A 24,436-nucleotide genomic window follows, 5' to 3' on the forward strand; every position below is an offset into this window, starting at 1 on the left:
GCTACAGCGCACCCTTCGTGGAGGGGAGGATGCCGGCCGCGCGCGGGTCACGCTCGCTGGCGTAGCGCAGCGCCCGGGCCAGCGCCTTGAACTGGCACTCCACGATGTGGTGGGCGTTGCGCCCGTAGGGCACGTGCACGTGCAGGGCGATCTGGGCCTGGGCGACGAACGACTCCAGGATGTGCCGGGTCATCGTGGTGTCGTACTCGCCGATCATCGGCGCCATCTTCTCGGGCTCGGTGTGCACGAGGTAGGGCCGGCCGGACAGGTCGACGGTGACCTGGGCGAGGGACTCGTCCAGCGGGACCGTGCAGTTGCCGAAGCGGTAGATGCCCACCTTGTCGCCGAGGGCCTGCTTGAAGGCGGCGCCCAGCGCGAGGGCGGTGTCCTCGATGGTGTGGTGGGAGTCGATGTGCAGGTCGCCGTCGGTCTTCACGGTCAGGTCGAACAGACCGTGCCGGCCGAGCTGGTCGAGCATGTGGTCGTAGAAGCCGACGCCGGTGGCGATGTCGGTCTTCCCGGTGCCGTCGAGGTCTATCTCGACGAGGACCGAGGTCTCCTTCGTGGTGCGCTCGATCCTTCCGACACGCGCCTCGCGAGTCATGCGTTCTGTTCCTTCCTCAGCTGACGGACCGCGTCGAGGAACGCGTCGTTCTCGGCCGGGGTGCCGGCGGTCACCCGCAACCACCCCGGTACGCCGTTGTCCCGTACCAGGACGCCCCGGTCGAGGATCTTCCGCCAGGCCGCGTGGGCGTCCTCGAACCGCCCGAACTGCACGAAGTTCGCGTCGGACGTGGTGACCTCGTAGCCGATGGACTTCAGCTCGCTCACCAGCCGGTCCCGTTCGGACTTCAGCTGCTCGACGTACTTCAGGAGGGTGTCCGTGTGTTCCAGGGCGGCCAGGGCGGTCGCCTGGGTGACGGCCGACAGGTGGTACGGCAGCCGTACGAGCTGGACGGCGTCCACGACCGCCGGGTGCGCGGCGAGGTAGCCGAGGCGCAGGCCGGCGGCCCCGAACGCCTTGGACATGGTCCGCGAGACGACGAGATTCGGCCGACCTTCGAGCAGCGGCAGCAGCGAACGGCCGTGGCTGAACTCGATGTACGCCTCGTCCACCACGACCATGGACGGCTTGGCCTCCTGGGCCGCCTCGTACAGGGCGAGCACCGTCTCGGGCGGGACCGCGTTGCCGGTGGGGTTGTTGGGTGTGGTGATGAAGACGACGTCGGGCCGGTCCTCTGCGATGGCGCGCTCGGCCGCTGCCAGGTCGATGGTGAAGTCGTCGTTGCGGGGGCCGGAGATCCAGCCGGTACCCGTGCCGCGGGAGATCAGCGCGTGCATCGAGTACGACGGCTCGAAGCCGATCGCCGTACGTCCGGGCCCGCCGAAGGTCTGCAGCAGCTGCTGGATGACCTCGTTGGAGCCGTTGGCGGCCCAGACGTTGGCCGGGCCCACCTCGTGGCCGGTCGTGTCGGTCAGGTACTTCGCGAGCTGGGTGCGCAGCTCGACGGCGTCCCGGTCGGGGTAGCGGTTGAGGTTCCGGGCGGCCTCGCGCACCCGCTCGGTGATCCGCTCGACCAGCGGCTCGGGCAGCGGGTAGGGGTTCTCGTTCGTGTTCAGCCGTACGGGCACGTCCAGCTGGGGCGCGCCGTAGGGGGACTTGCCGCGCAGCTCGTCCCGTACGGGGAGATCGTCGATCTTTACGTCGCTCACTTGCTCTCGGGTACCTTCCAGCCGAACCTGGCCTTGATCGCCGCGCCGTGCGCGGGCAGGTCCTCCGCCTCCGCCAGCGTCACCACGTGGTGCGCGACCTCGGCCAGGGCGTCCTTCGTGTAGTCGACGACGTGGACGCCGCGCAGGAAGGACTGGACGGACAGGCCGGAGGAGTGGCAGGCGCAGCCGCCGGTGGGCAGGACGTGGTTGGATCCGGCCGCGTAGTCGCCCAGCGAGACGGGCGCCCAGGGGCCGACGAAGATCGCGCCCGCGTTCTTCACCCGGTCGGCGACGGCGGTGGCGTCGGCCGTCTGGATCTCCAGGTGCTCGGCACCGTAGGCGTCGACCACCCGCAGGCCCTCGTCGATGCCGTCGACCAGCACGATCGCCGACTGCCTGCCCTTGAGGGCGGGCACGATCCGGTCGTCGACGTGCCGGGTGGCCGCGACCTGCGGTTCGAGTTCCTTCTCCACCGCGTCGGCCAGTTCGGTGGAGTCGGTGACCAGTACGGCCGCCGCGAGCGGGTCGTGTTCGGCCTGGCTGATCAGGTCGGCGGCGACGTGCACCGGGTCGGCGGTGGAGTCCGCGAGGACCGCGATCTCGGTCGGGCCCGCCTCCGCGTCGATGCCGATCTTGCCGGTGAAGTAGCGCTTGGCGGCGGCGACCCAGATGTTGCCGGGCCCGGTGACCATGTTGGCGGGCGGGCAGGACTCGGTGCCGTACGCGAACATCGCGACGGCCGTGGCGCCACCGGCCGCGTACACCTCGTCGACGCCGAGCAGCGCGCAGGCGGCGAGGATCGTCGGGTGCGGCAGGCCGTCGAACTCGGCCTGGGCGGGGGACGCGAGGGCGATCGAGCCGACGCCGGCCTCCTGCGCGGGCACGACGTTCATGATCACGGAGGACGGGTAGACCGACCGGCCGCCGGGTGCGTACAGCCCGACGCGCTCGACCGGCACCCACTTCTCGGTCACTGTGCCGCCGGGTACGACCTGGGTCGTGTGGGACGTACGGCGCTGTTCGCGGTGCACGAGGCGGGCCCGCCGGATGGACTCCTCCAGAGCCGCGCGCACGGCCGGGTCGAGCTGTTCCAGCGCGTCGGCGAGCGCCCGCGCCGGGACCCGTACGGACCGAAGCCGGACCCCGTCGAACTTCTCGGCGAAGTCGATCAGCGCCGCGTCGCCCCGATGATGCACGGCTTCGCAGATCGGACGCACCTTCTCGAGGGCGGCCGCTACGTCGAAGTCGGCTCGGGGCAGCAGGTCGCGCAGGGCGGGTCCCTCGGGAAGGGCGTCGCCGCGCAGATCGATTCGGGAGATCACGTCCTCAATTCTCTCAGACCGGCGTCGGCGGGCGTCCGCACGTATCAATGGCTGATACAGAACGTGGCCGGAACCCGGAAGATCCTGCTCACCTCTGGCGTTCGGGGCGTCACTGTGCGGGCATGAACGGCTGTACGAGCGGGTTGACCCACGGGTAGCTGAGGGGGGAGGGGACAGGGTGACCGAGGGGGAGGACCTCCGGGCGGGGGACCTGCCGGACGATCTGACCGCCACCGAGGCCGGGATGTGGCAGGCGTTCCGCAACGGCAGCGTGTACGACCTGAGCAGCGGGGACGCCGTCGTGGACGACCCGCACGGCGGGCACCCCTGGGGACCCGAGCGGACCGTGCGGGCGCGCATCGTGTGCTGGCTGCTGCTGGACGGCCCGCCCGCGCTGGCCGGCCGTGTGTCGTCGCTGAAGCTGTCGGGCGTGCGGATCAGCGGGACCCTGGACCTGGCGGGCGGCACGGTGGTGCCGTACGTGGAGCTCAAGGGCTGCCGTTTCGACCGGGAGGTCCTGCTGCCCGAGGCCCGTTTCACCACCCTGCGCATGGTGGACTGCTCGGTCCCCCGGCTGGAGGCCGCCCGGGTGCACACCGAGGGCGACCTGCACCTGCCCCGCTGCCGTTTCCTCGGCGGTGTCCGGCTCACCGACGCGCACATCGGCACTGACCTGATGCTCAACCAGGCGATCGTGCACCGGGACCGCCTCGGCCGCTCGATCGCCGCCGACGGCATGACCGTGGGCCAGGACCTCCAGGCCGAACTGCTGGAGTCGCACGGTGAGCTGAGCCTGCGCAGCGCCAAGGTCGGCGTCTCGCTGAGCCTGCGCGGCGCGAAGCTGTCCAACCCGTACGCGCGGCTGGCCCTGAACGCCCCCCAGCTGACCGTCGAACGCACCCTCTACCTGACCCCGGCCGGGGTGGGCAGCCCGCTGCTGAGCGGCATCACCCCCGCGCGCGGCACGCGGATCCAGCGCTTCGAGTGCCAGGGCGGGGTGCGCTTCGACGACGGGCGGTTCGGGGACGCGGTCGACCTGGAACGCGCCCGGTTCGTCTTCACCGACGAGCAGGAGCTGTCGCTGCGCCGGGTGCAGACGCCCGAGCTGCGCTTCCTCGGCGAACGGCCGCAGCGCGGCAAGGTGGTGCTGTCGGGGGCGCGGGTGGTCAACCTGGTGGACCGGGCGGCGAGCTGGCCGGGGCCGGGGAGCCTGCACATGGGCGGTTTCGCTTACGAGAGCCTGGTGCCGCAGGGACCGTTCCCGCTGACCGAGCGCCTGGACTGGGTGGCGGCGGCGACCGCCGAGTACAACCCGGAGCCGTACGAGCGGCTGGCCGCCGTGCTGCGCGGGGCGGGGGAGGACGAGGACGCCCGGGAGGTACTGCTCGCCAAGCAGCGCCGGCGCCGCGAGACCCTGCCGCCGGCCGCCAAGCTCTGGGGGTACGCGCAGGACTGGACGGTCGCCTACGGGTACCGGCCGGGCCGCGCGGCCGTGTGGATGGCGGTGCTGTGGGCGGCGGGCACGCTCGCCTTCGCGCACGCCGGGCATCCGCCGACGAACCCCGACGGCCACCCGGCGTGGAGTCCGGCCCTGTTCGTCCTGGACCTGCTGCTGCCGGTCATCGACCTCGGCCAGGTGGGCCAGTGGCAGCTGCGCGGCGGCTGGCAGTGGCTGGCGGCGGTGATGGTGCTGCTGGGCTGGGTCCTGGCGACGACGGTGGCGGCGGGGGCGACGCGGCTGCTGCGGCGGGGGTGACAGGGGCTCGGCGGGCTCGGCGGGTGGTCTGGGGCCGGCCGCCACCTTGGCAGGTACCCATCAGTAGTTGAACGGTAATCAACTTTTACCGGCCCTTGACCGGGCCGCGTACAACTTTCATCCACCTTGCCCCAGGGTCTGGCGCAGCGCCGACCAGCGGTCTTTCAATGGTCGGCACCATGGCTCTGCTCCCCACGTTCATCCGCCCCACCCGGATGAAGATGCCCCCCTCGCACCCGGCCGGACCGCCCGCCGCGGACGAGGTGCTGCTCGACGCGCCCGACGACCGCCTCGGCCCTGCCCTCGTCGCGGCCGGAAGAGGCGAGTACCGCGCCGCCGCCGAGCTGCTGGCCGCCACCCGCGCGGCCGCCGAGTGGGAGAACCGGGACCGGTACGCACGGCGCCTGGCCGCCTTCGCCCGCTCGCGCTCCGAGTGGTTCCAGGAGTGGCGCGGGGCCGCCCCCGACGATCCCGACACGCTGCTGATGACGGCCCAGCTGGCGGTGGACCGCGCCTGGCCGTCGCCGGGCCGGGCCGAGCTGCTGCGCGAGGTGAGCCCGCTGATCACGGCCGCCGCCAAGGGCGACGACCGCGATCCGGTGCCCTGGCGGATCGCCCTGGACCACGCGCGCGGCACCCGTGCCGGGCACCGGTACTTCGAAGAGCTGTGGGAGGCGGCCGTCCGCCGCGCCCCGCACCACTACGGCTGCCATGTGGCGGCCCTGCGGTACCTGGCGGCCTCCTGGCACGGCTCCCACCTCGAGTGCTTCGACTTCGCCGACCTCGCTGCACAGGACGCCCCGGCGGACTCGCTCGTCCAGGCGCTGCCCGCACGGGCGGCCTTCGCCTATCTCACCGACGGCTGCGGGCCCGAGGTCCCGCGCGCCCGGCTGGACGCGGCGGCCGACCGGGCGATCGCGCTCTCCGGACGGTTCCCGGCGGCCGACCCCTGGCCCGCCGAGGTCCGCAACAAGCTGACGTACGTACTCGTACGGCTGGACCGCTGGGACGACGCCCGCACCCAGTTGCGCCTGATCGGCCCGTACGCCACCTCGTTCCCCTGGGACCGGGTCTCCGACGACCCGCTCGGCCACTTCCTGCGGCTGCGCGAGGAACTCCTGACGGGACTGATCCCAGCGCCACTGCGACCGCGAAGCGAGCACCCCGGACACGTCCGTGCCGGTGACCATTAGGCTGGGGCGCCGTGACCACCGTCCGTCTCCCCCTCTTCCCGTTGAACTCGGTACTGTTCCCGGGCCTGGTGCTTCCTCTCAACGTCTTCGAGGAGCGCTACCGCGCCATGATGCGCGAGCTGCTGAAGACGCCCGAGGAAGAGCCGCGCCGGTTCGCCGTCGTGGCGATCCGCGACGGCCACGAGGTCGCGCCGAGCGAACCCGGCATGCCGGATCCGACGTCCCTGCTCGAACGCGGGGCCACCGCGGGATTCGGCGCCGATCCCTTGCGTGCGCTGCACGGCGTGGGCTGTGTCGCGGACGCGGCGACCGTACGGGAGCGGGCCGACGGCACGTTCGAGGTACTGGCGACCGGGACGACCCGGGTCCGGCTGCTGTCCGTGGACGCGTCGGGGCCCTTCCTGACGGCCGAGCTGGAGGAGCTGGCCGAGGAACCGGGCGACGAGGCCGGTGCACTGGCCGAGGGCGTCCTGCGGGCGTTCCGCCAGTACCAGAAGCGGCTGGCGGGCGCCCGGGAGCGCTCACTGACCACGGGAGCGGACCTGCCGGACGAGCCCACCGTCGTCTCCTTCCTGGTGGCGGCGGCGATGATGCTCGACACCCCGGCCAAGCAGCGGCTGCTCCAGGCGCCGGACACCGCGTCCCGGCTGCGCGACGAGCTGAAACTCCTTCGCGCGGAGACCGCGATCATCCGTAATCTGCCGTCGTTGCCGGCGGCCGAGCTGACGCGCGGCCCGACGAGTCTGAACTGAGGCCTCTCGATCCCCGATGGCGAAGAAAACCAGGAAACAGCAGCAGTCCGGCGGCACACCGGCGACGGTGGCCCTGACGGCGGCCGGCGTGGACTACACGGTGCACGCCTATGACCACGACCCGTCCCACCCCTCGTACGGGGAGGAGGCGGCCGAGGCGATGGGCCTCTCCCCCGAGCGCGTCTTCAAGACCCTGGTCGCGGACGTCGACGGCACCCTCACGGTGGCCGTGGTCCCGGTGGCGGGCTCCCTGGATCTGAAGGCCCTGGCGGCGGCGGTGGGCGGCAAACGGGCCGCGATGGCGGACCCGGTGCTGGCGGAACGCACCACGGGTTATGTCCGCGGGGGCATCTCCCCGCTGGGCCAGCGCAAGAAGCTGCCGACCGTTCTCGACGACTCGGCTGCCGCCCATGCCACGATCTGCGTCTCGGCGGGCCGCCGGGGGCTGGAGGTCGAGCTGCGCCCGGGCGATCTTGCCGAGCTCACGGAGGCGGTACTGGCCCCCATCGGCCGCGTCTGACCTCGGGGGTCTGGGGGCTCGCTCCCACCACCCGTCTCGCCCGAACTGGAAAGCACGGGCTTCCTCTCAGCCCGGCCGCGACCTGTCAGCGCCGGTCGGCATGCTCAGCCCGTCCGGCGCTTGAGGACGAGGCCCGTTCAGGGCCGAAGGGGGGTCTGGGGGCGCAGCCCCCAGCGGGGTCGAAGGGGCGGAGCCCCTGAGGACGGGAGGGGTAAGGGCGGCGGGGGCGAAAAAAGCCCGGCGGTCAGCCCTGCGCGGACGGCGCCCCGTACGGCCCCTGCTGGTGGGGGCCCTCCTGGTACGGATCCGGATCCCGCGGCCCGAACAGCGCCATCAGCCCCAGATGGACCAGCAGCGCGGCCAGCGACCACGCCAGCAACGCCCCCTTCGCCCCGAGCTTCAGCGGAGCCGAGAACGTCACCCCCTTGCCCACGGCCTTGGCATGGGCGAGGACGTCCTTCTCCGGCCCGAGCCACACCCCGAGCCGCCACGCCAGCAACGACCCGAGCACACCGCCGACGGCCAGCCCGACCACCAGCGGCACGCCCCCGCGCCGCCGCAGCAGGAAGACGACGACCGCGCTGACCGTCCCGAAGGCCAGCGCCAGCAGCGTGAACGTTCCGTCGACGCCGATCGCCTCCTCCCCCTCGGTGTCCTTGAGGTAGACGATCCAGCTGCCCTTGTCGTCCACGGTACCGATCAACGGCACGTGCGGCGCCAGCCACCACCACAGCAGCCCGAGCAGCACCCCGCCGAGCGCCAGAGCCACCGTGACGACGGCGGCATCCCGCACTTCGGTCTTCATCCCGGGGCCGTCCTGTCCATAGGCTGCCCCCGCGGCACCGGAAGGCTGCGGCCCTTGCCGGCCCTGGTGCGAGGACGGTTCGTGCGGCGGCGGAGGCGGAGTCAGTGGTGCGGTCACCCTGACATCGTGCCAGGTCGCCCTGTGCCGCGCGTCACCGGACGGCGGCCCGGCGGTACGCCCAGGTCGCCACGGCCAGCGACACCACCCCGACCCCGGCGCACACGCCCAGGTCACCGGCGACGAACGCCCAGTCCGGGCGCGCCGCGAAGGTCCGCGCGTAGGCCTCCACCCCGTAGGTGGACGGCAGCAGATCCCGGGCCAGCCGGATGATCTCCGGCATCCGGTCGGGCGGCAGCACACCCAGCAGCAGCGCCGCCGACATGCCCAGCTGCCCCAGCAGCGTGGCCAGTTCCGGCCGGGGCGCGAGCAGACCGCAGGCCGCGCCGAGCCCGGAGAGCGCCGCGCCCGCGAGCGGGATCACCGTGAGGAGGATCCACAGGTTGCCCAGCGGCAGCCCGAACAGCACGCAGCCGAAGACGGCGGTCACCAGGGTCCCGGGCACGGTGAAGGAGGCGTACGCCCCCGCCGCCCCCAGCACCACCGCCGCCGGCGGTACCGGCAGCGTGGCGTAGTGGTCGAGGCCGCCACCGGCCCGCAGCTGCCCGAAGTACTGCGCCAGCAGGTTCAGCGCGACGAACGCGACGACGACGACCGACGACCCGGCCACCACGGACTGGGCCTCGCCGCGGCTGTCCACCACCCCGCGCATCATGATCATGATGCCGACGGACTGGAAGGTCGCCACGAACAGCAGCGGCATCCGCGCCACCCGGGCGCGGGACAGTTGTGCGCGGTAGACGGCGGCCAGCGACGGCCACAGCCGCGCGGGCGGCGCCAGCTCGGCCTCGCCCCTCGCCGCCCCCGGCACGGACACGGCGCTCCCCGAGGGAGACTGCGCGGATACGGCACTCACGTCGAGCTGCTCCTCTTCCCTGCGGCGGCCGAGCCGACCCTCGCCGGACCGTACGGATGCGGCACCCCGCGTGCTCACGCCTTCACCAGACCCTGCCGCGCGGCACCGCCCAGCGCCAGGTACACGTCCTCCAGGCTGGGGGTGGCCAGCGTGAAGTCGTCCAGGGCGGCGAAGGCGGCCCCGCCGGTGACCGTGGCGACGGCCGCGCGGGCCTCCTCCGGTGCGAGCCGCAGCGTCCAGCGGCGCCCGGCCTCCACGGCCCGCTCGCGCAGCACGGCGACCTCCGGCACCTCCAGGGGGGCCTGGTCCCGCCACACCAGCTCCACCCGCACCTCGCCGGACACCCGCTCCTTGAGCCCGGTGGGGGTGTCGCAGGCGATGACCCGGCCCCGGTCCAGGACGGCGACCCGGTCGAGGACGGTCTCGGCCTCGATGACGTTGTGGGTGACGAGCAGCACGGTCGTGCCCCGGTCGGCCCGCCGCCGGTCGACGGCCCCCCACACCGCACGCCGTGCCACCGGGTCCATGCCGGTGGTCGGCTCGTCGAGCACCAGCAGCGGGCGGTCCCCGACCAGGGCCGCGGCGAAGCAGGCGAGTCGCCGTTGCCCGCCGGAGAGCTTCTTCAGCGCCCGCCCGGCGATCGGCGTGAGCCCCAGCTCCTCCAGCACGGCGTCCCGTTCGGCGCGCGCCCGGGTGACGTCCAGACCGCGCAGGCGTCCGGTGGTCTCCACGGCGAGGGAGACGGTCAGCTCGTCCAGGGCGGTCGACTCCTGGCCGAGGTAGGCGAGGATGCGCGCGGCCCGCTCCGGGTGGCGCACGATGTCGTGGCCGAGCAGTTCCACGCTGCCGGCGTCCGGCCGCAGCAGCCCGGTGAGCTGCCGTACGAGGGTGGACTTGCCGGCGCCGTTGGGTCCCAGCAGCCCGAAGATCTCGCCGCGGCGGACGTCGAGCGCCACGTCGTCGGTGGCCCGGACCTCCGGGGCGCCCGGCACGCCGCGCCGCCGCCGCACGGCCGGATAGGTCTTCGTCAGCCCGCGCACGGTGCACACCACGTCACCGGGATGCCGAAGTGCCTGTGCCACGCGCGTACTCACAAGGGACGAGAGTACGCCGTCGGGGGCCTTTACTCGTCTTTGGGGCGCCTGAGGCCCCGGCCCCCCGCGGCGGGGACGGTCCCCGGCGGTTCACTCCCCCGCGGGCGCGTGCTCCGCGGCCGAGGGCACGTCGATCTCCCGCCAGAAACCCGCCCGGATGGCGTACCGGTCGTGTTCGTCGATCTGGTCGTCCTTGTGGGCGAGGAGACCGAAGCGGGCCGCGTAGCGCAGTAGCTCGCCGTCGATGCGGTGCGGGATGCGCGGGTACATCCCGGACAGTTTCTGCAGGTGGCTCTGGTCGCCCAGGCGGGAGATCCACCTCCGGGCGAAGACCTGGCCGACCTCGAACGGGTCCCCGCCGACCGTGGTGATGTCCTCCTCGCGGTCGGCCCAGCGCTGCTCGGCCGTGGTCAGCTGGGCCAGCGTCGGCATGGAGGCCGCTTCCGGCGGTTCGGACACCACACCGGGCCGGTCCACCCAGCCCTTGTCGGAGGACCAGCGCAGGGTGGCCGTGGTGGGGTGCTGCACGGCCTGGGCGCCGGGGGCGCGCAGTGCGGCGAGGTCCTTGGGGGTGGGGACGCCCTTGGCCGTGGGCACCCGCTCCTGGGCGCCGTTCTGCTGGTCGCGGGCGGCGGGCGCGTGCTCCTCCTCGGCGGGCCGCTCGGCCGCCGAGGTCAGCGCGGACTCGGGCAGCGGCGCGGAGAGGATCGCGGCGATCTCCGGACGGGGCGCGGGGGGCGGCGCGCAGACGCCGGTGAGTTCCTTGGCCCGTACCGCCCGGGTGATCCAGGCGCGGTCCAGCACCCGCCGCTCGTCCGCCTCGGCGACCAGGTCCTCGGACTGGTTGTAGTCGCCGTCGGCGGCCTGCACGGCCCACAGGTGGACGGCCACGCCGTGCTCCTTGGCGGCCATCATGCCCGGCAGCAGATCGCCGTCGCCGGTGACCAGCACGACGTCGGAGCAGGCCCGGTTGCGGGCCAGCTCGGTGAGCTCGGCGTGCATGGCGGCGTCCACGCCCTTCTGGGCCCAGCGTCCGTCGCTGCGGGTCAGCGCACCGAGCCGGACGGTGACCCGGGGCATCACGCGCAGCCGGCGGTGTTCCGGCTGGGGGACGCGGTCCGGGGCGCCGTCGAACCAGTAGATGCGGAGCAGTGGACGCTCGGTGTCGGCCTCCGCGCGCTCGCGCAGCGCCTGGATCAGGGCGGCGTGATCGACGGTGATCCGGGACCGTGAGGGCTCTCCGGCGAGGAGGCTGGCGGCGGCCCCCAGCAAGTACCCGGCGTCCACCAGGACGATGCAGCGGTCCACGCGACTCACCCTCTTCCCGGGAGGTTTGTGCTTGCGGCTTGCTTCGAGTCTGCCCGACCGCGCGGGCGTTAACGGCCCGAACTCGATCTTCGGCGTGGCGTTTCGGGGACGTGCGCTCCGACAAGCCTGTCACAGACGGTAATTATCCGGAATGCGTTCATTGTCAGCCTATGTGAATCTGATGGCGGCCCTGGCCCCTAGACCCCCTTCAGGAGGCAGATCACCATGGCCAAGAACAAGAACAACCGCAAGCAGGCCGGCCCGAAGAACCGTTCCTCGCAGGCCGATCAGCCGCAGGAGCACACGCAGCGCCCCCCGGCGGAGGCGCACGAGCCCGAGATGGCGGGCGGCCCGGCGGATGTTGCCCGTAAGCAGCACAAGCGCTTCGGCCACAACTGAGACCGTCGCGCGGGCCTTTGAGCCCTGGCATGGACGAGGGGCGTGTCCGGTCACGGACACGCCCCTCGTTCACGCCGGCTGCCGGGCCGCGCACCCGGGATCCGGTCGGGTCGCTCAGCCCGCCAGGCAGGACGGTCCGAGCAGCACCTTCAGGTCGCCGAAGAGCGCCGGGTCCGGCTTCACACGGTGCCGGTCGAGGCGCAGGACGGTGGTCTTGCGCGGACCCTGGAGCTTGATGCGGACCTCGCTGTCGCCCTTGTGGTGGCTGAGGATCTCGCCGAGGCGGCTGACCATGGGCGGGGTGACCCGCGTGGCCGGGATGGTGAGGATCACGGGCGCGTTGGTGCCGGCGTTGGACAGGTCGGGGACCGCCAGCTCCATCGCGACCAGCCGCGGCACGTCCTCGCGCTTGTCGAGGCGGCCCTTGACGAAGACGACCGCGTCCTCGACGAGTTGGGTCGACACGAGCTGGTACGTCGCCGGGAAGAACATGCACTCGATGGAACCGGCGAGGTCCTCCACGGTGGCGATGGCCCAGGCGTTGCCCTGCTTGGTCATCTTGCGCTGCAGGCCCGAGATGATGCCGCCGATGGTGACGACCGCGCCGTCCGCGTGCTCGCCGCCGGTGAGCTGGGCGATGCCCGCGTCCGCCTTGTCGGACAGCACGTGCTCCAGGCCGAAGAGCGGATGGTCGGAGACGTACAGACCGAGCATCTCACGCTCCTGGGCGAGCAGATAGGTCTTGTCCCACTCGTCGTCGGTGAACTGCACGTCGAGTCCGAAGCCGGGTTCGCTGCTGGTCTCCTCGCCCATGCCGCCGAAGAGGTCGAACTGGCCCTCGGCCTCCTTGCGCTTGACCGCGACCACGTTGTCGATCATCGGCTCGTACTGGGCGGTGAGGCCCTTGCGGGTGTGCCCCATGGCGTCGAAGGCGCCGGCCTTGATCAGCGATTCCGTGGTCCGCTTGTTGCAGACCACCGCCTCGACCTTGTCGAGGTAGTCGGGGAAGGAGATGTACTTCCCCTTGGCCTTGCGGCACCTGATGATCGCCTCGACGACGTTGGTGCCGACGTTGCGGACGGCGGACAGGCCGAAGAGGATCACGTCGTCGCCCTGGGCGGCGAAGTTGGACATCGACTCGTTGACGTCCGGCGGGAGCACCTTGATGCCCATGCGGCGGCACTCGTTGAGGTAGACGGCCGACTTGTCCTTGTCGTCCTTGACGGAGGTCAGCAGCGCCGCCATGTACTCGGCGGGGTAGTTCGCCTTGAGGTAGGCGGTCCAGTACGAGACCAGGCCGTAGGCGGCGGAGTGCGCCTTGTTGAAGGCGTATCCGGCGAACGGGACCAGCACGTCCCAGAGCGCCTGGATGGCCTCGTCGCTGTAGCCCTTCTCGCGGGCGCCCTTCTGGAACAGGACGAAGTTCTTCGCCAGTTCCTCGGGCTTCTTCTTGCCCATCACACGGCGGAGGATGTCGGCCTCGCCGAGCGAGTAGCCGGCGATGATCTGGGCGGCCTTCTGCACCTGCTCCTGGTAGACGATCAGGCCGTAGGTGACGTCCAGGACCTCCCTGAGAGGCTCCTCCAGCTCCTTGTGGATCGGGGTGATCTCCTGGAGCTTGTTCTTGCGCAGCGCGTAGTTGGTGTGCGAGTCCATGCCCATCGGGCCGGGACGGTAGAGCGCGGAGACGGCGGAGATGTCCTCGAAGTTGTCGGGCTTCATCAGCCGCAGCAGCGAGCGCATGGGTCCGCCGTCGAACTGGAAGACGCCGAGGGTGTCGCCGCGCTGGAGCAGTTCGAAGGTCTTGGGGTCGTCCAGCGGGAGGCTCAGCAGCTCCAGGTCGACGCCCTTGTTGGACTTCACCATCTTGACGGCGTCGTCCATGATCGTCAGGTTGCGCAGGCCGAGGAAGTCCATCTTCAGCAGGCCGAGCGACTCGCAGCTCGGGTAGTCCCACTGTGTGATGGTCACGCCGTCGGTGTGCCGGACCCAGACGGGCACGTGCTCGGTGATGGTCTCACTGGACATGATCACGCCGGCGGCGTGCACACCCATCTGCCGGACCAGTCCCTCGACGCCCTTGGCGGTGTCGATGACCTTCTTGACGTCGGGCTCGTTCTCGTACATCCCGCGCACCTCGCCCGCCTCCGAGTAGCGGGGGTGCGAGGGGTCGGTGATGCCGTTGAGGTCGATGCCCTTGCCGAGGACGTCCGCGGGCATCGCCTTGGTGATGCGGTCGCCCATCGCGTACGGGTAACCCAGCACGCGCGCGGAGTCCTTGATGGCGTTCTTGGCCTTGATCTTGCCGTAGGTGCCGATCATGGCGACCTTGTCGGCGCCGTACTTCTCGGTCACGTACCGGATGACCTCGACGCGCCGGCGCTCGTCGAAGTCGATGTCGACGTCGGGCATGGAGACGCGCTCGGGGTTGAGGAAGCGCTCGAAGATCAGGCCGTGCGGGATCGGGTCGAGGTCGGTGATGCCCATGGCGTAGGCGACGATCGAACCGGCCGCGGAGCCCCGGCCCGGGCCCACCGCGATGCCGTTGTTCTTGGCCCACATGATGAAGTCGGCGACGACGAGGAAGTACCCCGGGAACCCCATCTGGATGATGACGTCCATCTCGTACTCGACCTGCTTCTGCCGGTCCTCGGGGACACCGCCGGGGAAGCGGCGCTCCATCCCGCGGCGGACCTCCTCCTTGAACCAGGTGACCTCGGTGTAGCCCTCCGGGATGTCGAACTTCGGCATGAGGTTCTTGGCCTCGAACATGCCGGTGGTGTCGACCATCTCGGCGACGAGGAGCGTGTTGGCGCAGCCCTCCTGCCAGGCGTCCGAGGAGTCGATGGCGTACATCTCGTCCGTGGACTTCAGGTAGTAGCCGGTGCCGTCGAACTTGAAGCGGTCCGGGTCGGAGAGGTTCTTGCCGGTCTGGATGCACAGCAGGGCGTCGTGCGCCCCCGCCTCGTGCGCGTACGTGTAGTGGGAGTCGTTGGTGACCAGCGGCGGGATGCCGAGCTTCTTCCCGATCTCCAGGAGGCCGTCGCGGACCCGGTGCTCGATGTCGATGCCGTGGTCCATCAGCTCCAGGAAGTAGCGGTCCTTGCCGAAGATGTCCTGGTAGTCGGCGGCGGCCTTGAGAGCCTCGTCGAAGTGTCCCAGGCGCAGCCTGGTCTGCACCTCGCCGGAGGGGCAGCCGGTGGAGGCGACGATCCCCTCGGACCACTGGGAGATGGTCTCCTTGTCCATCCGGGGCCACTTCTGCAGCCAGCCCTCGGCGTACGCGTCGGAGGAGAGCCGGAAGAGGTTGTGCAGGCCCGTGCTGTTCACCGCCCACATCGTCTTGTGGGTGTAACCGCCGGAACCGGAGACGTCGTCCCTCTTCTGGTGCGGCTGGCCCCACTGGATCTTGCGCTTGTTGCGCCGCGACTCGGGGGCGACATACGCCTCGATGCCGATGATCGGGGTGACTCCGGCCTTCTTCGCGGAGTGGAAGAAGTCGTACGCCCCGTGGAGGTTGCCGTGGTCGGACATGGCGATGTGCGTCATGCCCATCTCGTTGCAGGCGTTGAACATGTCCTTGAGCCGCGCGGCACCGTCCAGCAGTGAGTACTGGGTGTGGACGTGCAGGTGCGTGAAGGGCGGCTTTGACACGGTTCGGGCCTCCAAGGAGAACGGGCGTCGACAGACTTCCGACCGGCTGTGGACCGACTTCGGACAGTCTGGGGGACAGCGTCGAAGTCTATGCCTCGGGAATGACATTCGAGTGGATGCCGTGGCGCGAAGCGTCTCCTTGAGGGGTGGTGGCCGGGCGACGGGTGGGCACCCACGCGTACCTTCATGCGTTGGAGACGGCAGACGCCGTCGGACACATTCATGCACCAGGAGGCACCCAGCGATGTCGGTTCCCCAGCTCAACGGCGAGCAGCGCGGCGAGGAGATCCTCGCCGTCTTCGACACCGCCTTCGGCGAGCTCCTGGCCGCCGACCCGGCCGCGTTCCGCGTGAAGTTCCGGAAGATGGCGGCCTCGGCCTTCGCCTTCTACCGGGGCACGGCGGCCCTCTTCTACCACGACCTGGACGCGGAGAAGCGCGGCGGCCCGTACCTGGACGAGCGCACCTCGCGCGTGTGGATCCACGGCGACCTGCACGCGGAGAACTTCGGCACGTACATGGACTCGAACGGCCGGCTGATCTTCAACGTCAACGACTTCGACGAGGCCTACGTCGGCCCGTTCACCTGGGACCTGAAGCGTTTCTCCGCCTCCATCGCCCTGATCGGGTACGCGAAGGCGCTCAGCGACGAGCAGATCACCGAGCTGGTCGGGATCTACGCGGCCGCCTACCGCGAGCGCATCCACGCCCTGGCGACCGGCGCCAAGAGCGACGAGGTGCCGCCCTTCACGCTGGACACCGCGCAGGGCGCCCTGCTGGACGCGCTGCGCGACGCCCGCTCCCTCACCCGTTTCGCGCTGCTGGACTCGATGACCGAGATCCGGGACTTCGAGCGCCGCTTCGCCCCGGGCGGCGGCTCCATCGAGCTGGACGCGGCCACCCGCTACAAGGTCCTGGCGGCCTTCGACGGCTACCTGGAGACGCTGCCGGAGACCTCCCTGGCCCGCCCGGACTCCTACCGGGTGAAGGACGTCGTCGGGCGGCGCGGCATCGGTATCGGGTCGGCCGGGCTCCCGTCGTACAACATCCTCCTGGAGGGCCACAGCGACGCCCTGGAGAACGACGTCGTGATCTACATCAAGCAGGCCCAGACCCCGGCCGTGTCCCGGCACGTCACCGACCCGGCGATCCGGGACTACTTCCAGCACGAGGGCCACCGCACGGTGATCTCCCAGCGCGCCCTCCAGGCGCACGCCGACCCCTGGCTGGGCTGGACGGAGCTGGACGGGGCGGGCCAGCTGGTCGCCGAGGTGTCCCCGTACGCGGTCGACCTGGACTGGGGCGACATCGACGACCCGGAGGAGATCGCGGCAGTCGTCGCCGACCTGGGCCGGGCCACCGCCACCATGCACGCGGCGGCCGACGACACCTCCGGCGAGTCCCTGGTGCCGTTCTCCACCGAGCGGGCCATCGACGCGGCGATCGCGGCCGACGAGGACGGCTTCGCCGAGCTGCTGACCGACTTCGCGCACGGCTACGGCGCACGCGCGCGTGCCGACCACCAGATCTTCGTCGACCTGTTCCGCAACGGCCGGATCCCCGGCCTCTGACCGGTCGGCCGCCCACAGGGCCCCTTAGGGGTCTTTTACAGCAGGACGTGTCACACTCTCCACACCATGGGCATATCCGGGACGCAGCTCAGAGCCGTACGCGCGGCGCTGTTCACGGCACTGGTCGTGACACTCAGCACCGCGTCGCACGTGCTGCTGTCCAGGGTCCCGCTGCCGGCGAACACGGTGGCCGCGGTCGCGGTCGCCGTGTTCCTCCTCGCGTACGCCCTCGCGGGCCGCGAACGCGGCTTCGGCGGGATCGCCGCCCTGCTGGTACCGCTCGAGCTGGCCGCCGACACCGTGTTCACCACCGGCCAGCACGTCTGCTACGGCCCCGTGGGCGGCCCGGTCGCGGGGCCGCTGCGCTCGGTCGGCTGGGACGTGCTGTGCGGCGGCGGCCAGGTCGGCACGCCCCTGGCACGGGTCACCGGCACGGACACCGACCGGCTCGCCGCGCTGCTCGCCCACGCCGATCCGGCGACCGCCTGGCTGCTGCTCGCCGCGCACGTCGGCGTGGGCCTGCTGGCCGCCGCCTGGCTGCGCCGGGGCGAACGGGCACTGGCGCAGCTGGTGCGCGCGGCGGCGGCGACGACGTTCCGGCCGCTGCTGCTGGCGGTGGCCGCGGTGGCCGTCCGGCCGGCTTCGGCGGTGCGGCGCGCGCGGATCCCGCGCCCTCGCCCGGTGACGGCCCGGGACCTGATCCTCACGCACTCCCTGGGACGGCGCGGACCGCCGTACTCGCTCGCGTTCGCCTGAACCCCGGTCGAGTACCAGCAGACCCCCCACACGTATCCCGCGTACGACATGTGCGCGTCCCACACGGAGATCACCAACATGAGCAAGCGGAACAGTGCAGCAGCGAAGACGGCGGCCCGGGAGCGGCTGCGTCAGGAGCGTGAGCGTCAGGCCAAGCGGGACAAGGCCAAGCGGCAGGCCATCGTGGCCGGCTCGGTCGTGGCCGTGCTGGCGGCGGCCGGCGGCATAGGCTACGCCGTCGTCCAGGCCAACAAGCCCGCCTACTGGGAGGGCCTGAAGGACGCCAAGGTCGTCGCCCCGGCCAACACCACGGGCGCGAAGGGCACCACCGTCGTCATCGGCAAGAGCACCGCCAAGAAGACCCTGAAGGTCTACGAGGACCCGCGCTGCCCCGTCTGCGCCCAGTTCGAGCAGACCGTCGGCTCGACGGTGACCAAGGACATCGCCGACGGCAAGTTCCAGATCCAGTACATCGGCGGCACGTTCATCGACAACCATGACAACGGCCAGGGCTCCAAGAACGCGCTGAGCGCGATGGGCGCCGCGCTGAACGTCAGCACGGACGCGTTCCTCCAGTACAAGTCCGCCCTGTACTCGACGAAGTGGCACCCGGACGAGACGACCGACAAGTTCAAGGACGACGCCTACCTCATCAAGGTCGCCGACACGGTGCCCGCACTGAAGGACAACACCGCGTTCCAGAACGCGGTGAAGAAGGGCACCTACGACGCCTGGGCGGTGGCCATGTCGAAGACCTTCGACGACAACAAGGACGGTGTCACCGGCACCCCGAGCTTCGTGATGAACGGCAAGAAGCTCACCGTCGACGGCAAGCCCAACGGCAACCCGCCGATGTCGGTGGCGGATTTCAACCGCCTGGTGGACGCGGCCCTCAAGGCCTAGCCACCGCGTGAAGGGCGGGCGAACTTTCCGCGTTCGCCTGCCCTCTTCGCGTACTGGTCAGTAACCTGAACGGCCGTGACCAGTCGATACAGATCCCCCATAACGTCCGAGGGCGTCAACACCCTCTCCCCGAGCCGCCGTACGGTCGTCAAGGCCGCGGCGGCCACCGCTGTCCTGGCCGGCCCGCTCACCGCCGCCCTGCCCGCGCGGGCCGCCGCGGACGCGCCCGCCTTCCTGCACGGCGTCGCCTCCGGTGACCCGCTGCCCGACGGCATCCTGCTGTGGACCCGGGTGACGCCCAGCGCTGAGGCGGTACCCGGCTCCGGGCTCGGCCCGGACACCGAGGTGAGCTGGGTGGTGGCGAAGGACAAGACGTTCAGCACCGTCGTCGCCAAGGGGTCGACCACCGCGTCGGCCGCCTCCGACCACACGGTCAAGGCCGACATCCGCGGCCTGGAGCCCGCCACCGACTACTGGTTCCGCTTCTCGGCCGGCGGCACCGACTCCCCGGCGGCGCGCACCCGCACCGCACCGGCTGCGGACGCGAGCGTGGCCGGCCTGCGCTTCGGTGTGGTCTCCTGCGCCAACTGGGAGGGCGGTTACTTCTCCGCGTACCGCCACCTCGCGGCCCGTGGCGACCTGGACGCCTGGCTGCATCTCGGCGACTACATCTACGAGTACGGCACCGGTGAGTACGCCGCGCGCGGAACCGTCGTACGGCCGCACGCCCCCACCCACGAGATCCTCACGCTCGCCGACTACCGCACCCGGCACGGCAGGTACAAGACGGACCCGGACCTGCAGGCCCTGCACGCCAAGGCCCCGGTCATCGCGATCTGGGACGACCACGAGTTCGCCAACGACGCCTGGTCGGGCGGCGCCGAGAACCACACCGAGGGAGCCGAGGGGACCTGGGCGGCCCGTCAGGCGGCCGCCAGGCAGGCCTACTTCGAGTGGATGCCGGTGCGCCCGGCGATCGCCGGCACGACCTACCGCCGGCTGCGCTTCGGCAAGCTCGCCGACCTCTCGCTGCTGGACCTGAGGTCCTTCCGCTCCCAGCAGGTCAAGGTCGGCAACGGCTCCGTGGACGACCCGGACCGCACGATCACCGGTCGCGCGCAACTGGACTGGCTCAAGGCCGGGCTGAAGGCGTCCGACACCCGGTGGCGGCTCGTCGGCAACTCGGTGATGATCTCACCGTTCGCCATCGGCTCCCTCTCCGCCGACCTGTTCAAGCCGCTCGCCAAGCTGCTCGGGCTGCCGCAGGACGGCCTCGGCCTCAACACCGACCAGTGGGACGGCTACACCGACGACCGGCGCGAGCTGCTGGCCCACCTGCGCTCCAACGCCATCGGCAACACCGTCTTCCTGACCGGTGACATCCACATGGCGTGGGCCAACGACGTGCCGGTGGACGCCGGGACCTATCCGCTGTCCGCGTCGGCGGCCACCGAGTTCGTCGTCACCTCGGTCACCTCGGACAATCTCGACGACATCGTGAAGGTCCCCGAGGGCACCGTCTCCGCCGTCGCCGCGCCGGTCATCAGGGCCGCCAACCGGCACGTCCACTGGGTCGACACCGACCGCCACGGCTACGGCGTGCTGGACATCACCGCGGACCGCACCCAGATGGACTACTACGTGCTGTCCGACCGTACGGACGTGAACGCCACCGCCACCTGGGAGCGCTCGTACCGCACGCGCAGCGGCACACAGCGGGTCGAGCGGACCTACGACCCGGTGTAGCCGCCCGCTAGAGCGACTCGAGGAAACCGAGCGCCACCCGCCAGGTGGCCTCGGCGGCCTCCTCGTCGTAGTCCGGCAGGTCGGGGTCGGTGTAGAGGTGACCGGCCCCGGCGTACCGGTACACCTCGACGTCGGCACCGGCCCTGCCCATCTGCAGATACCAGGCGCTCAGCCAGTCGTCCGTCTCGAACGGGTCCGGCTCGGCCACGTGCAACTGCACCGGCAGCTCGTACACGGAGACGTTCGGCGCCAGGTCCGAGGTGCCGTGCAGGAGCAGCAGCCCGCGCGCCTTCTCGTCGCCGAGCGCGAGGGTCTGGGCGATGGAGGCGCCGAGCGAGAACCCCGCGTACACGAGCCCCCGGTCGGAGTACGGCGCGGCGGCCAGGACGGCCCGCTTGAGCAACTCGTCCTTGCCGACCTCGTCGTTGAAGGCCATGCCCTCCTCGACCGTGTCGAACGTACGCCCCTCGAAGAGGTCCGGCGTCCACACCTCGTGCCCGGCGGCACGCAGCCGGTCCGCGACCTGGCGCACCGCGGGCCTGAGGCCATAGGTCGAGTGAAAGAGCATGATGTTCATGAGGCCATGGTGCCAGCCGCGTACGACAGTGGCGTTCCGTAATCGGTCCGTGACCGCTTGGCGTCCTACCCAGGACGCGGTCGAAGTCACATGTTCATGTCCGCCGACGGCCGGTTACGTTCGGAGGCATGGAGAACGTACTCCGCCCCCTGATCGTGATCGGCAGCTCGCTGGTCCTGACCCTGGCCATCGGCTGGGCCACGGACCGGCTGCTGCGCAAGGCCGACGAACGAGACAGTGACACCCCGCTGTGGGGACTCCTGCGCCGCGGGCGCATCCCCTACCAGCTCGTGCTGTGCACGGCCCTGCTCAGAGGGTCGTACGACCAGGCACAACTGCTGCCGGCGCACCAGACCGCCATCGGCCGGGTGCTGACGCTGGTGCTGATCGGGTCCGCCGCCTGGCTGGTGATCCGGATCGCGGCGGCCATCGTCGAGACGTCCTACAGCCGGTACGCCCGCGCCCACCGGGATGTGGCCAGGGTGCGCCGGGTACGCACCCAGGTCGAGCTGATCATGCGGGTGGTCTCGGCGATCGTGATCGTGGTGGCCGCCGCCTCGATGCTGCTGACGTTCCCGGCGATGCGCGCGGCCGGAGCCTCCCTGCTGGCCTCCGCCGGCATCCTCGGCATCGTCGCCGGTGTCGCCGCCCAGTCCACGCTGAGCAACATGTTCGCCGGGCTGCAGATCGCCTTCGGCGACATGGTGCGGATCGGGGACACGGTGGTCGTGAACGGTGAGTGGGGCACGGTCGAGGAGATCACGCTGACCTTCCTGACGGTCAAGACCTGGGACGAGCGCCGGATCACCATGCCCGTGTCGTATTTCACGGCGAACCCGTTCGAGAACTGGTCGCGCGGCACCCCGCAGATGACCGGCATCGTCTACTGGCAGCTCGACCACAGCGCGCCCATCGAGGCGATGCGCGAGAAGCTGCGGGACATCCTCCGCAAGTGCGACGCCTGGGACGGCCGCGCCCACGGCCTGGTGGTCACCGACTCGACGCCCACCACGATCCAGGTCCGCGCCCTGATGACCGCCAAGGACGCCGACGACATCTGGACGGCGCGGGTCACGGTCCGCGAGGAGATGATCAGCTGGCTGCGCGAGGAGCATCCGTATGCCCTGCCCCGCGTCAACACGGCCGGTGCGGTGCCGCCGCCGGACAGCCCTCGTATCCCGTCCCAGGACGGCGCTCACCACCGCGCCTACGAGCAGCCGGGGACGCGCCGGGGCTGACGACCTCGCACGGCCCACCGCGGCCCCTGCCGGACACCGTCCGGCAGGGGCCGCCGTCATCGCAGGCTGCGCACGTCCAGATGCCGGAGCACCCGGTCCACGATCTCCGGATCCGCCCCGGGCTCGTTCCGCGCGGCCATCACCTCGTGCCGGGCGGCGCTCAGCATCTCCCCCTGTATGCGCCGCACCCGTTTCAGCCGGCGCACCCGCTTCTCGTGCGCCTCCCGCCGCTCGTCCTCCCCCACATCGGGGCTGATCCGCAGCCCGATGTCGAACGCACGCCGGGCCATCTGCTCGGACAGCTCCTCCGGCAGTTCCTCGACCGCCTCGATCTCCTTCAGCCGCCGCTTCGCCGCCTTCGCCGCCCGTACGGCCAGCTCCTTCTCGATCTCCTTCTCCCGCTCCGTGTCCGCCCGCACCCGCAGCCGCTTCACCAGCCACGGCAGGGTCAGTCCCTGCAGCACCAGCGTCGCCATGATCACCCCGAAGGCGATGAACACGATCTCGTCCCGGTCGGGGAAGGCCGACCCGTCGTCGGTCGTGAGCGGCACCGCCAGCGCCAGCGCCACCGACGCCACGCCCCGCATCCCGGCCCACCACATGACGACGGTCTCCCGCCAGCCCACCGGGATCTCCTCGTCGTAGTCCCGCCTGGCGTGCAGCCGTTTGGTCAGCCAGGTCGCCGGCAGCAGCCACAGCAGGCGTACGACGACCACCACGACCACGATCGCGGCCGCCCAGCCGAGCAGCTCCCCCCAGCGGCCGGACGCCGTCCTGATGGCGTTGTGCAGCTCCAGGCCGATCAGCCCGAACGCCACCCCGGTGACGAGCGTGTCGACGATGTCCCAGAAGGTGTGCCCGGCGAGACGGGTCATCACGTCGTCCGGGTCGGAGGCGTACTCGGCGAGGAAGAGTGCCGTGGTGAGCACCGCGAGCACCCCCGACCCGTGCAGTTCCTCCGCGAGCACGTACGAGGCGTACGGGACCAGCAGCGTCAGCCCGATCTGCAGGGTGGCGTCCCCCAAGATGTCCATCAGCCGGTTCGCGCCCCAGCCGAGCGCCAGCCCGACGGCGACCGCGACCACCGCGGACAGCACGAGGTCCAGTCCGGCCCGCCACGGCGAGAAGCTGCCGCTGACCACGGCGGCGATCGCCACGTGGTAGAGCACGATGGCCGTGACGTCGTTGAACAGGCCCTCGCCCTCCAGGATCGACACCAGGCGGCGCGGCAGCCCGAGCTGTCCCGCGACGGCGGTCGCGGCGACCGGGTCGGGCGGGGCGACCAGCGCGCCCAGCGCGACGGCGGCGGCGATCGGCAGTCCCGGCACGATCGCGGAGGCGACGGCCGCCACGCACACCGTGGTGACGAACACCAGGGCGACGGCGAGCAGGAAGATCGGCCGTATGTTGGCGGTGAACTGCCGCCAGGACGTTCGCCGCACCGCCGCGTACAGCAGCGGCGGCAGCAGCGCGGGCAGGATCAGGTCCGGTGGGATGTTCACGTTCGGCACGAAGTCCGACACCGCGAGCGCGATCCCGAGCAGCGTCATCAGCACCGGCGCCGGCAGGCCGAACCGGTCCCCCACCGGCACGCTCACCAGGGCCCCGAGCAACAGCACGAACAACAGGGCCAACTGGTCCACGGCCCACGCTCCGGGAGATCGACGTCAGACGGCTGGTCTCAAGCGTGCCATGTACCCGCCGCTCATCCGTAGGTCTCCTCACGGACCTGGTCGAGGGCGTTCTGCAGGTCATCCGGGTAGTCGCACTCGAACTCCACCCACTGGCCGTCCCCGGGGTGTTCGAAGCCGAGGCGTACCGCGTGCAGCCACTGGCGGGTCAGGTGGAGCCGTTTGGCGAGCGTGGGGTCGGCCCCGTAGGTCAGGTCGCCGACGCACGGGTGGCGGTGGGCGGCCATGTGGACGCGGATCTGGTGGGTGCGCCCGGTCTCCAGCTTCACGTCGAGCAGGGAGGCGGCGCGGAAGGCCTCGATGAGGTCGTAGTGGGTGACCGAGGGCTTGCCGTCCGCGGTGACGGCCCACTTGTAGTCGTGCTGGGGGTGCCGGCCGATGGGGGCGTCGATGGTGCCGCTGGTCGGGTCCGGGTGGCCCTGGACGAGCGTGTGGTAGCGCTTGTCGACCGTGCGCTCCTTGAACT

Annotated in this window: 21 protein-coding genes; 10 read left to right on the plus strand and 11 right to left on the minus strand. The window is 71.1% G+C overall.

Features of this window, described 5'->3' with window-relative positions:
• Window position 1: 1 nt before the first annotated feature.
• The 3 genes from hisB to hisD are packed head-to-tail and all read right to left on the minus strand — an operon-like array spanning window position 2 to window position 3,035.
• Window positions 2-604, minus strand: coding sequence for an imidazoleglycerol-phosphate dehydratase HisB (gene hisB, locus ACWC21_RS04405; protein WP_361437324.1), 603 nt, complete (start codon window positions 602-604; stop codon window positions 2-4).
• Complete coding sequence (locus tag ACWC21_RS04410; protein ID WP_450878009.1) at window positions 601-1,713, minus strand: histidinol-phosphate transaminase; 1,113 nt, start codon at window positions 1,711-1,713, stop codon at window positions 601-603. The genes hisB and ACWC21_RS04410 overlap by 4 nt, the downstream gene beginning before the upstream one ends.
• A complete protein-coding gene (gene hisD, locus ACWC21_RS04415; RefSeq protein WP_450878011.1) occupies window positions 1,710-3,035 on the minus strand; it encodes a histidinol dehydrogenase in 1,326 nt (441 codons plus the stop codon). Before hisD ends, ACWC21_RS04410 begins: the two co-directional genes overlap by 4 nt.
• 178 nt (window positions 3,036-3,213) lie before the next feature.
• Here hisD and ACWC21_RS04420 point away from each other — a divergent pair, with 178 nt between their 5' ends.
• The 4 genes from ACWC21_RS04420 to ybaK all read left to right on the plus strand — a co-directional run bounded on the left by ACWC21_RS04420 (window position 3,214) and on the right by ybaK (window position 7,256).
• Complete coding sequence (locus tag ACWC21_RS04420; RefSeq protein ID WP_450878013.1) at window positions 3,214-4,791, plus strand: oxidoreductase; 1,578 nt, start codon at window positions 3,214-3,216, stop codon at window positions 4,789-4,791.
• A gap of 167 nt (window positions 4,792-4,958) precedes the next feature.
• Window positions 4,959-5,984, plus strand: a complete 1,026-nt coding sequence (locus tag ACWC21_RS04425; protein ID WP_450878015.1) for a hypothetical protein — start codon at window positions 4,959-4,961, stop codon at window positions 5,982-5,984.
• Window positions 5,985-5,995: 11 nt separating this feature from the next.
• A complete protein-coding gene (locus tag ACWC21_RS04430; protein ID WP_450878017.1) occupies window positions 5,996-6,736 on the plus strand; it encodes an LON peptidase substrate-binding domain-containing protein in 741 nt (246 codons plus the stop codon).
• 16 nt (window positions 6,737-6,752) lie between these two features.
• Window positions 6,753-7,256 (plus strand): Cys-tRNA(Pro) deacylase, encoded by a 504-nt coding sequence (gene ybaK / locus ACWC21_RS04435; RefSeq protein WP_450878019.1) that lies wholly within the window; start codon window positions 6,753-6,755, stop codon window positions 7,254-7,256.
• A gap of 244 nt (window positions 7,257-7,500) precedes the next feature.
• Here ybaK and ACWC21_RS04440 read toward each other — a convergent pair whose 3' ends face one another.
• The 4 genes from ACWC21_RS04440 to ACWC21_RS04455 form a co-directional block, all read right to left on the minus strand.
• Window positions 7,501-8,178 carry an AAA family ATPase gene (locus ACWC21_RS04440; RefSeq protein ID WP_450878021.1) on the minus strand — a complete coding sequence of 226 codons (678 nt, stop codon included), beginning with the start codon at window positions 8,176-8,178 and terminating at the stop codon, window positions 7,501-7,503.
• A gap of 34 nt (window positions 8,179-8,212) precedes the next feature.
• Entirely contained in the window at window positions 8,213-9,034 is an 822-nt protein-coding gene (locus ACWC21_RS04445; protein ID WP_450878023.1) for an ABC transporter permease, read from the minus strand.
• Window positions 9,035-9,108: 74 nt separating this feature from the next.
• Window positions 9,109-10,083: an ABC transporter ATP-binding protein gene (locus ACWC21_RS04450; RefSeq protein ID WP_450878284.1), complete on the minus strand. Its 975-nt coding sequence runs from the start codon at window positions 10,081-10,083 to the stop codon at window positions 9,109-9,111.
• A gap of 135 nt (window positions 10,084-10,218) precedes the next feature.
• Window positions 10,219-11,436 carry an NYN domain-containing protein gene (locus ACWC21_RS04455; RefSeq protein ID WP_450878025.1) on the minus strand — a complete coding sequence of 406 codons (1,218 nt, stop codon included), beginning with the start codon at window positions 11,434-11,436 and terminating at the stop codon, window positions 10,219-10,221.
• A 225-nt stretch (window positions 11,437-11,661) separates the two neighbouring features.
• Here ACWC21_RS04455 and ACWC21_RS04460 point away from each other — a divergent pair, with 225 nt between their 5' ends.
• Window positions 11,662-11,835 (plus strand): hypothetical protein, encoded by a 174-nt coding sequence (locus tag ACWC21_RS04460; protein ID WP_450878027.1) that lies wholly within the window; start codon window positions 11,662-11,664, stop codon window positions 11,833-11,835.
• 114 nt (window positions 11,836-11,949) lie between these two features.
• Here the strand turns inward: ACWC21_RS04460 and dnaE are convergent, their stop codons facing one another.
• Window positions 11,950-15,489, minus strand: coding sequence for a DNA polymerase III subunit alpha (gene dnaE, locus ACWC21_RS04465; protein WP_450878029.1), 3,540 nt, complete (start codon window positions 15,487-15,489; stop codon window positions 11,950-11,952).
• A gap of 244 nt (window positions 15,490-15,733) precedes the next feature.
• On the opposite strand from dnaE, the gene ACWC21_RS04470 reads away from it, so the two are divergent.
• From ACWC21_RS04470 to ACWC21_RS04485, 4 genes are all read left to right on the plus strand, one after another.
• Window positions 15,734-17,059 carry a DUF2252 domain-containing protein gene (locus tag ACWC21_RS04470; RefSeq protein ID WP_450878031.1) on the plus strand — a complete coding sequence of 442 codons (1,326 nt, stop codon included), beginning with the start codon at window positions 15,734-15,736 and terminating at the stop codon, window positions 17,057-17,059.
• 66 nt (window positions 17,060-17,125) lie between these two features.
• Complete coding sequence (locus ACWC21_RS04475) at window positions 17,126-17,815, plus strand: hypothetical protein (protein WP_450878033.1); 690 nt, start codon at window positions 17,126-17,128, stop codon at window positions 17,813-17,815.
• Between the two features lie 78 nt (window positions 17,816-17,893).
• Entirely contained in the window at window positions 17,894-18,718 is an 825-nt protein-coding gene (locus ACWC21_RS04480; protein WP_450878035.1) for a thioredoxin domain-containing protein, read from the plus strand.
• A gap of 75 nt (window positions 18,719-18,793) precedes the next feature.
• A complete protein-coding gene (locus ACWC21_RS04485; protein WP_450878037.1) occupies window positions 18,794-20,464 on the plus strand; it encodes an alkaline phosphatase D family protein in 1,671 nt (556 codons plus the stop codon).
• Window positions 20,465-20,471: 7 nt separating this feature from the next.
• On the opposite strand, the gene ACWC21_RS04490 is transcribed toward ACWC21_RS04485, so the two are convergent.
• Complete coding sequence (locus tag ACWC21_RS04490; protein WP_450878039.1) at window positions 20,472-21,041, minus strand: dienelactone hydrolase family protein; 570 nt, start codon at window positions 21,039-21,041, stop codon at window positions 20,472-20,474.
• A gap of 128 nt (window positions 21,042-21,169) precedes the next feature.
• On the opposite strand from ACWC21_RS04490, the gene ACWC21_RS04495 reads away from it, so the two are divergent.
• Window positions 21,170-22,279, plus strand: a complete 1,110-nt coding sequence (locus ACWC21_RS04495) for a mechanosensitive ion channel family protein (RefSeq protein ID WP_450878041.1) — start codon at window positions 21,170-21,172, stop codon at window positions 22,277-22,279.
• A gap of 56 nt (window positions 22,280-22,335) precedes the next feature.
• On the opposite strand, the gene ACWC21_RS04500 is transcribed toward ACWC21_RS04495, so the two are convergent.
• Together ACWC21_RS04500 and ACWC21_RS04505 are read right to left on the minus strand one after the other, a co-directional pair.
• Window positions 22,336-23,922: a Na+/H+ antiporter gene (locus ACWC21_RS04500; protein WP_450878043.1), complete on the minus strand. Its 1,587-nt coding sequence runs from the start codon at window positions 23,920-23,922 to the stop codon at window positions 22,336-22,338.
• A gap of 62 nt (window positions 23,923-23,984) precedes the next feature.
• On the minus strand, window positions 23,985-24,436 hold a 452-nt coding region (locus ACWC21_RS04505), incomplete at its 5' end, for an RluA family pseudouridine synthase (protein ID WP_450878045.1).

The sequence above is a fragment of the Streptomyces sp. NPDC001348 genome (assembly GCF_053597535.1).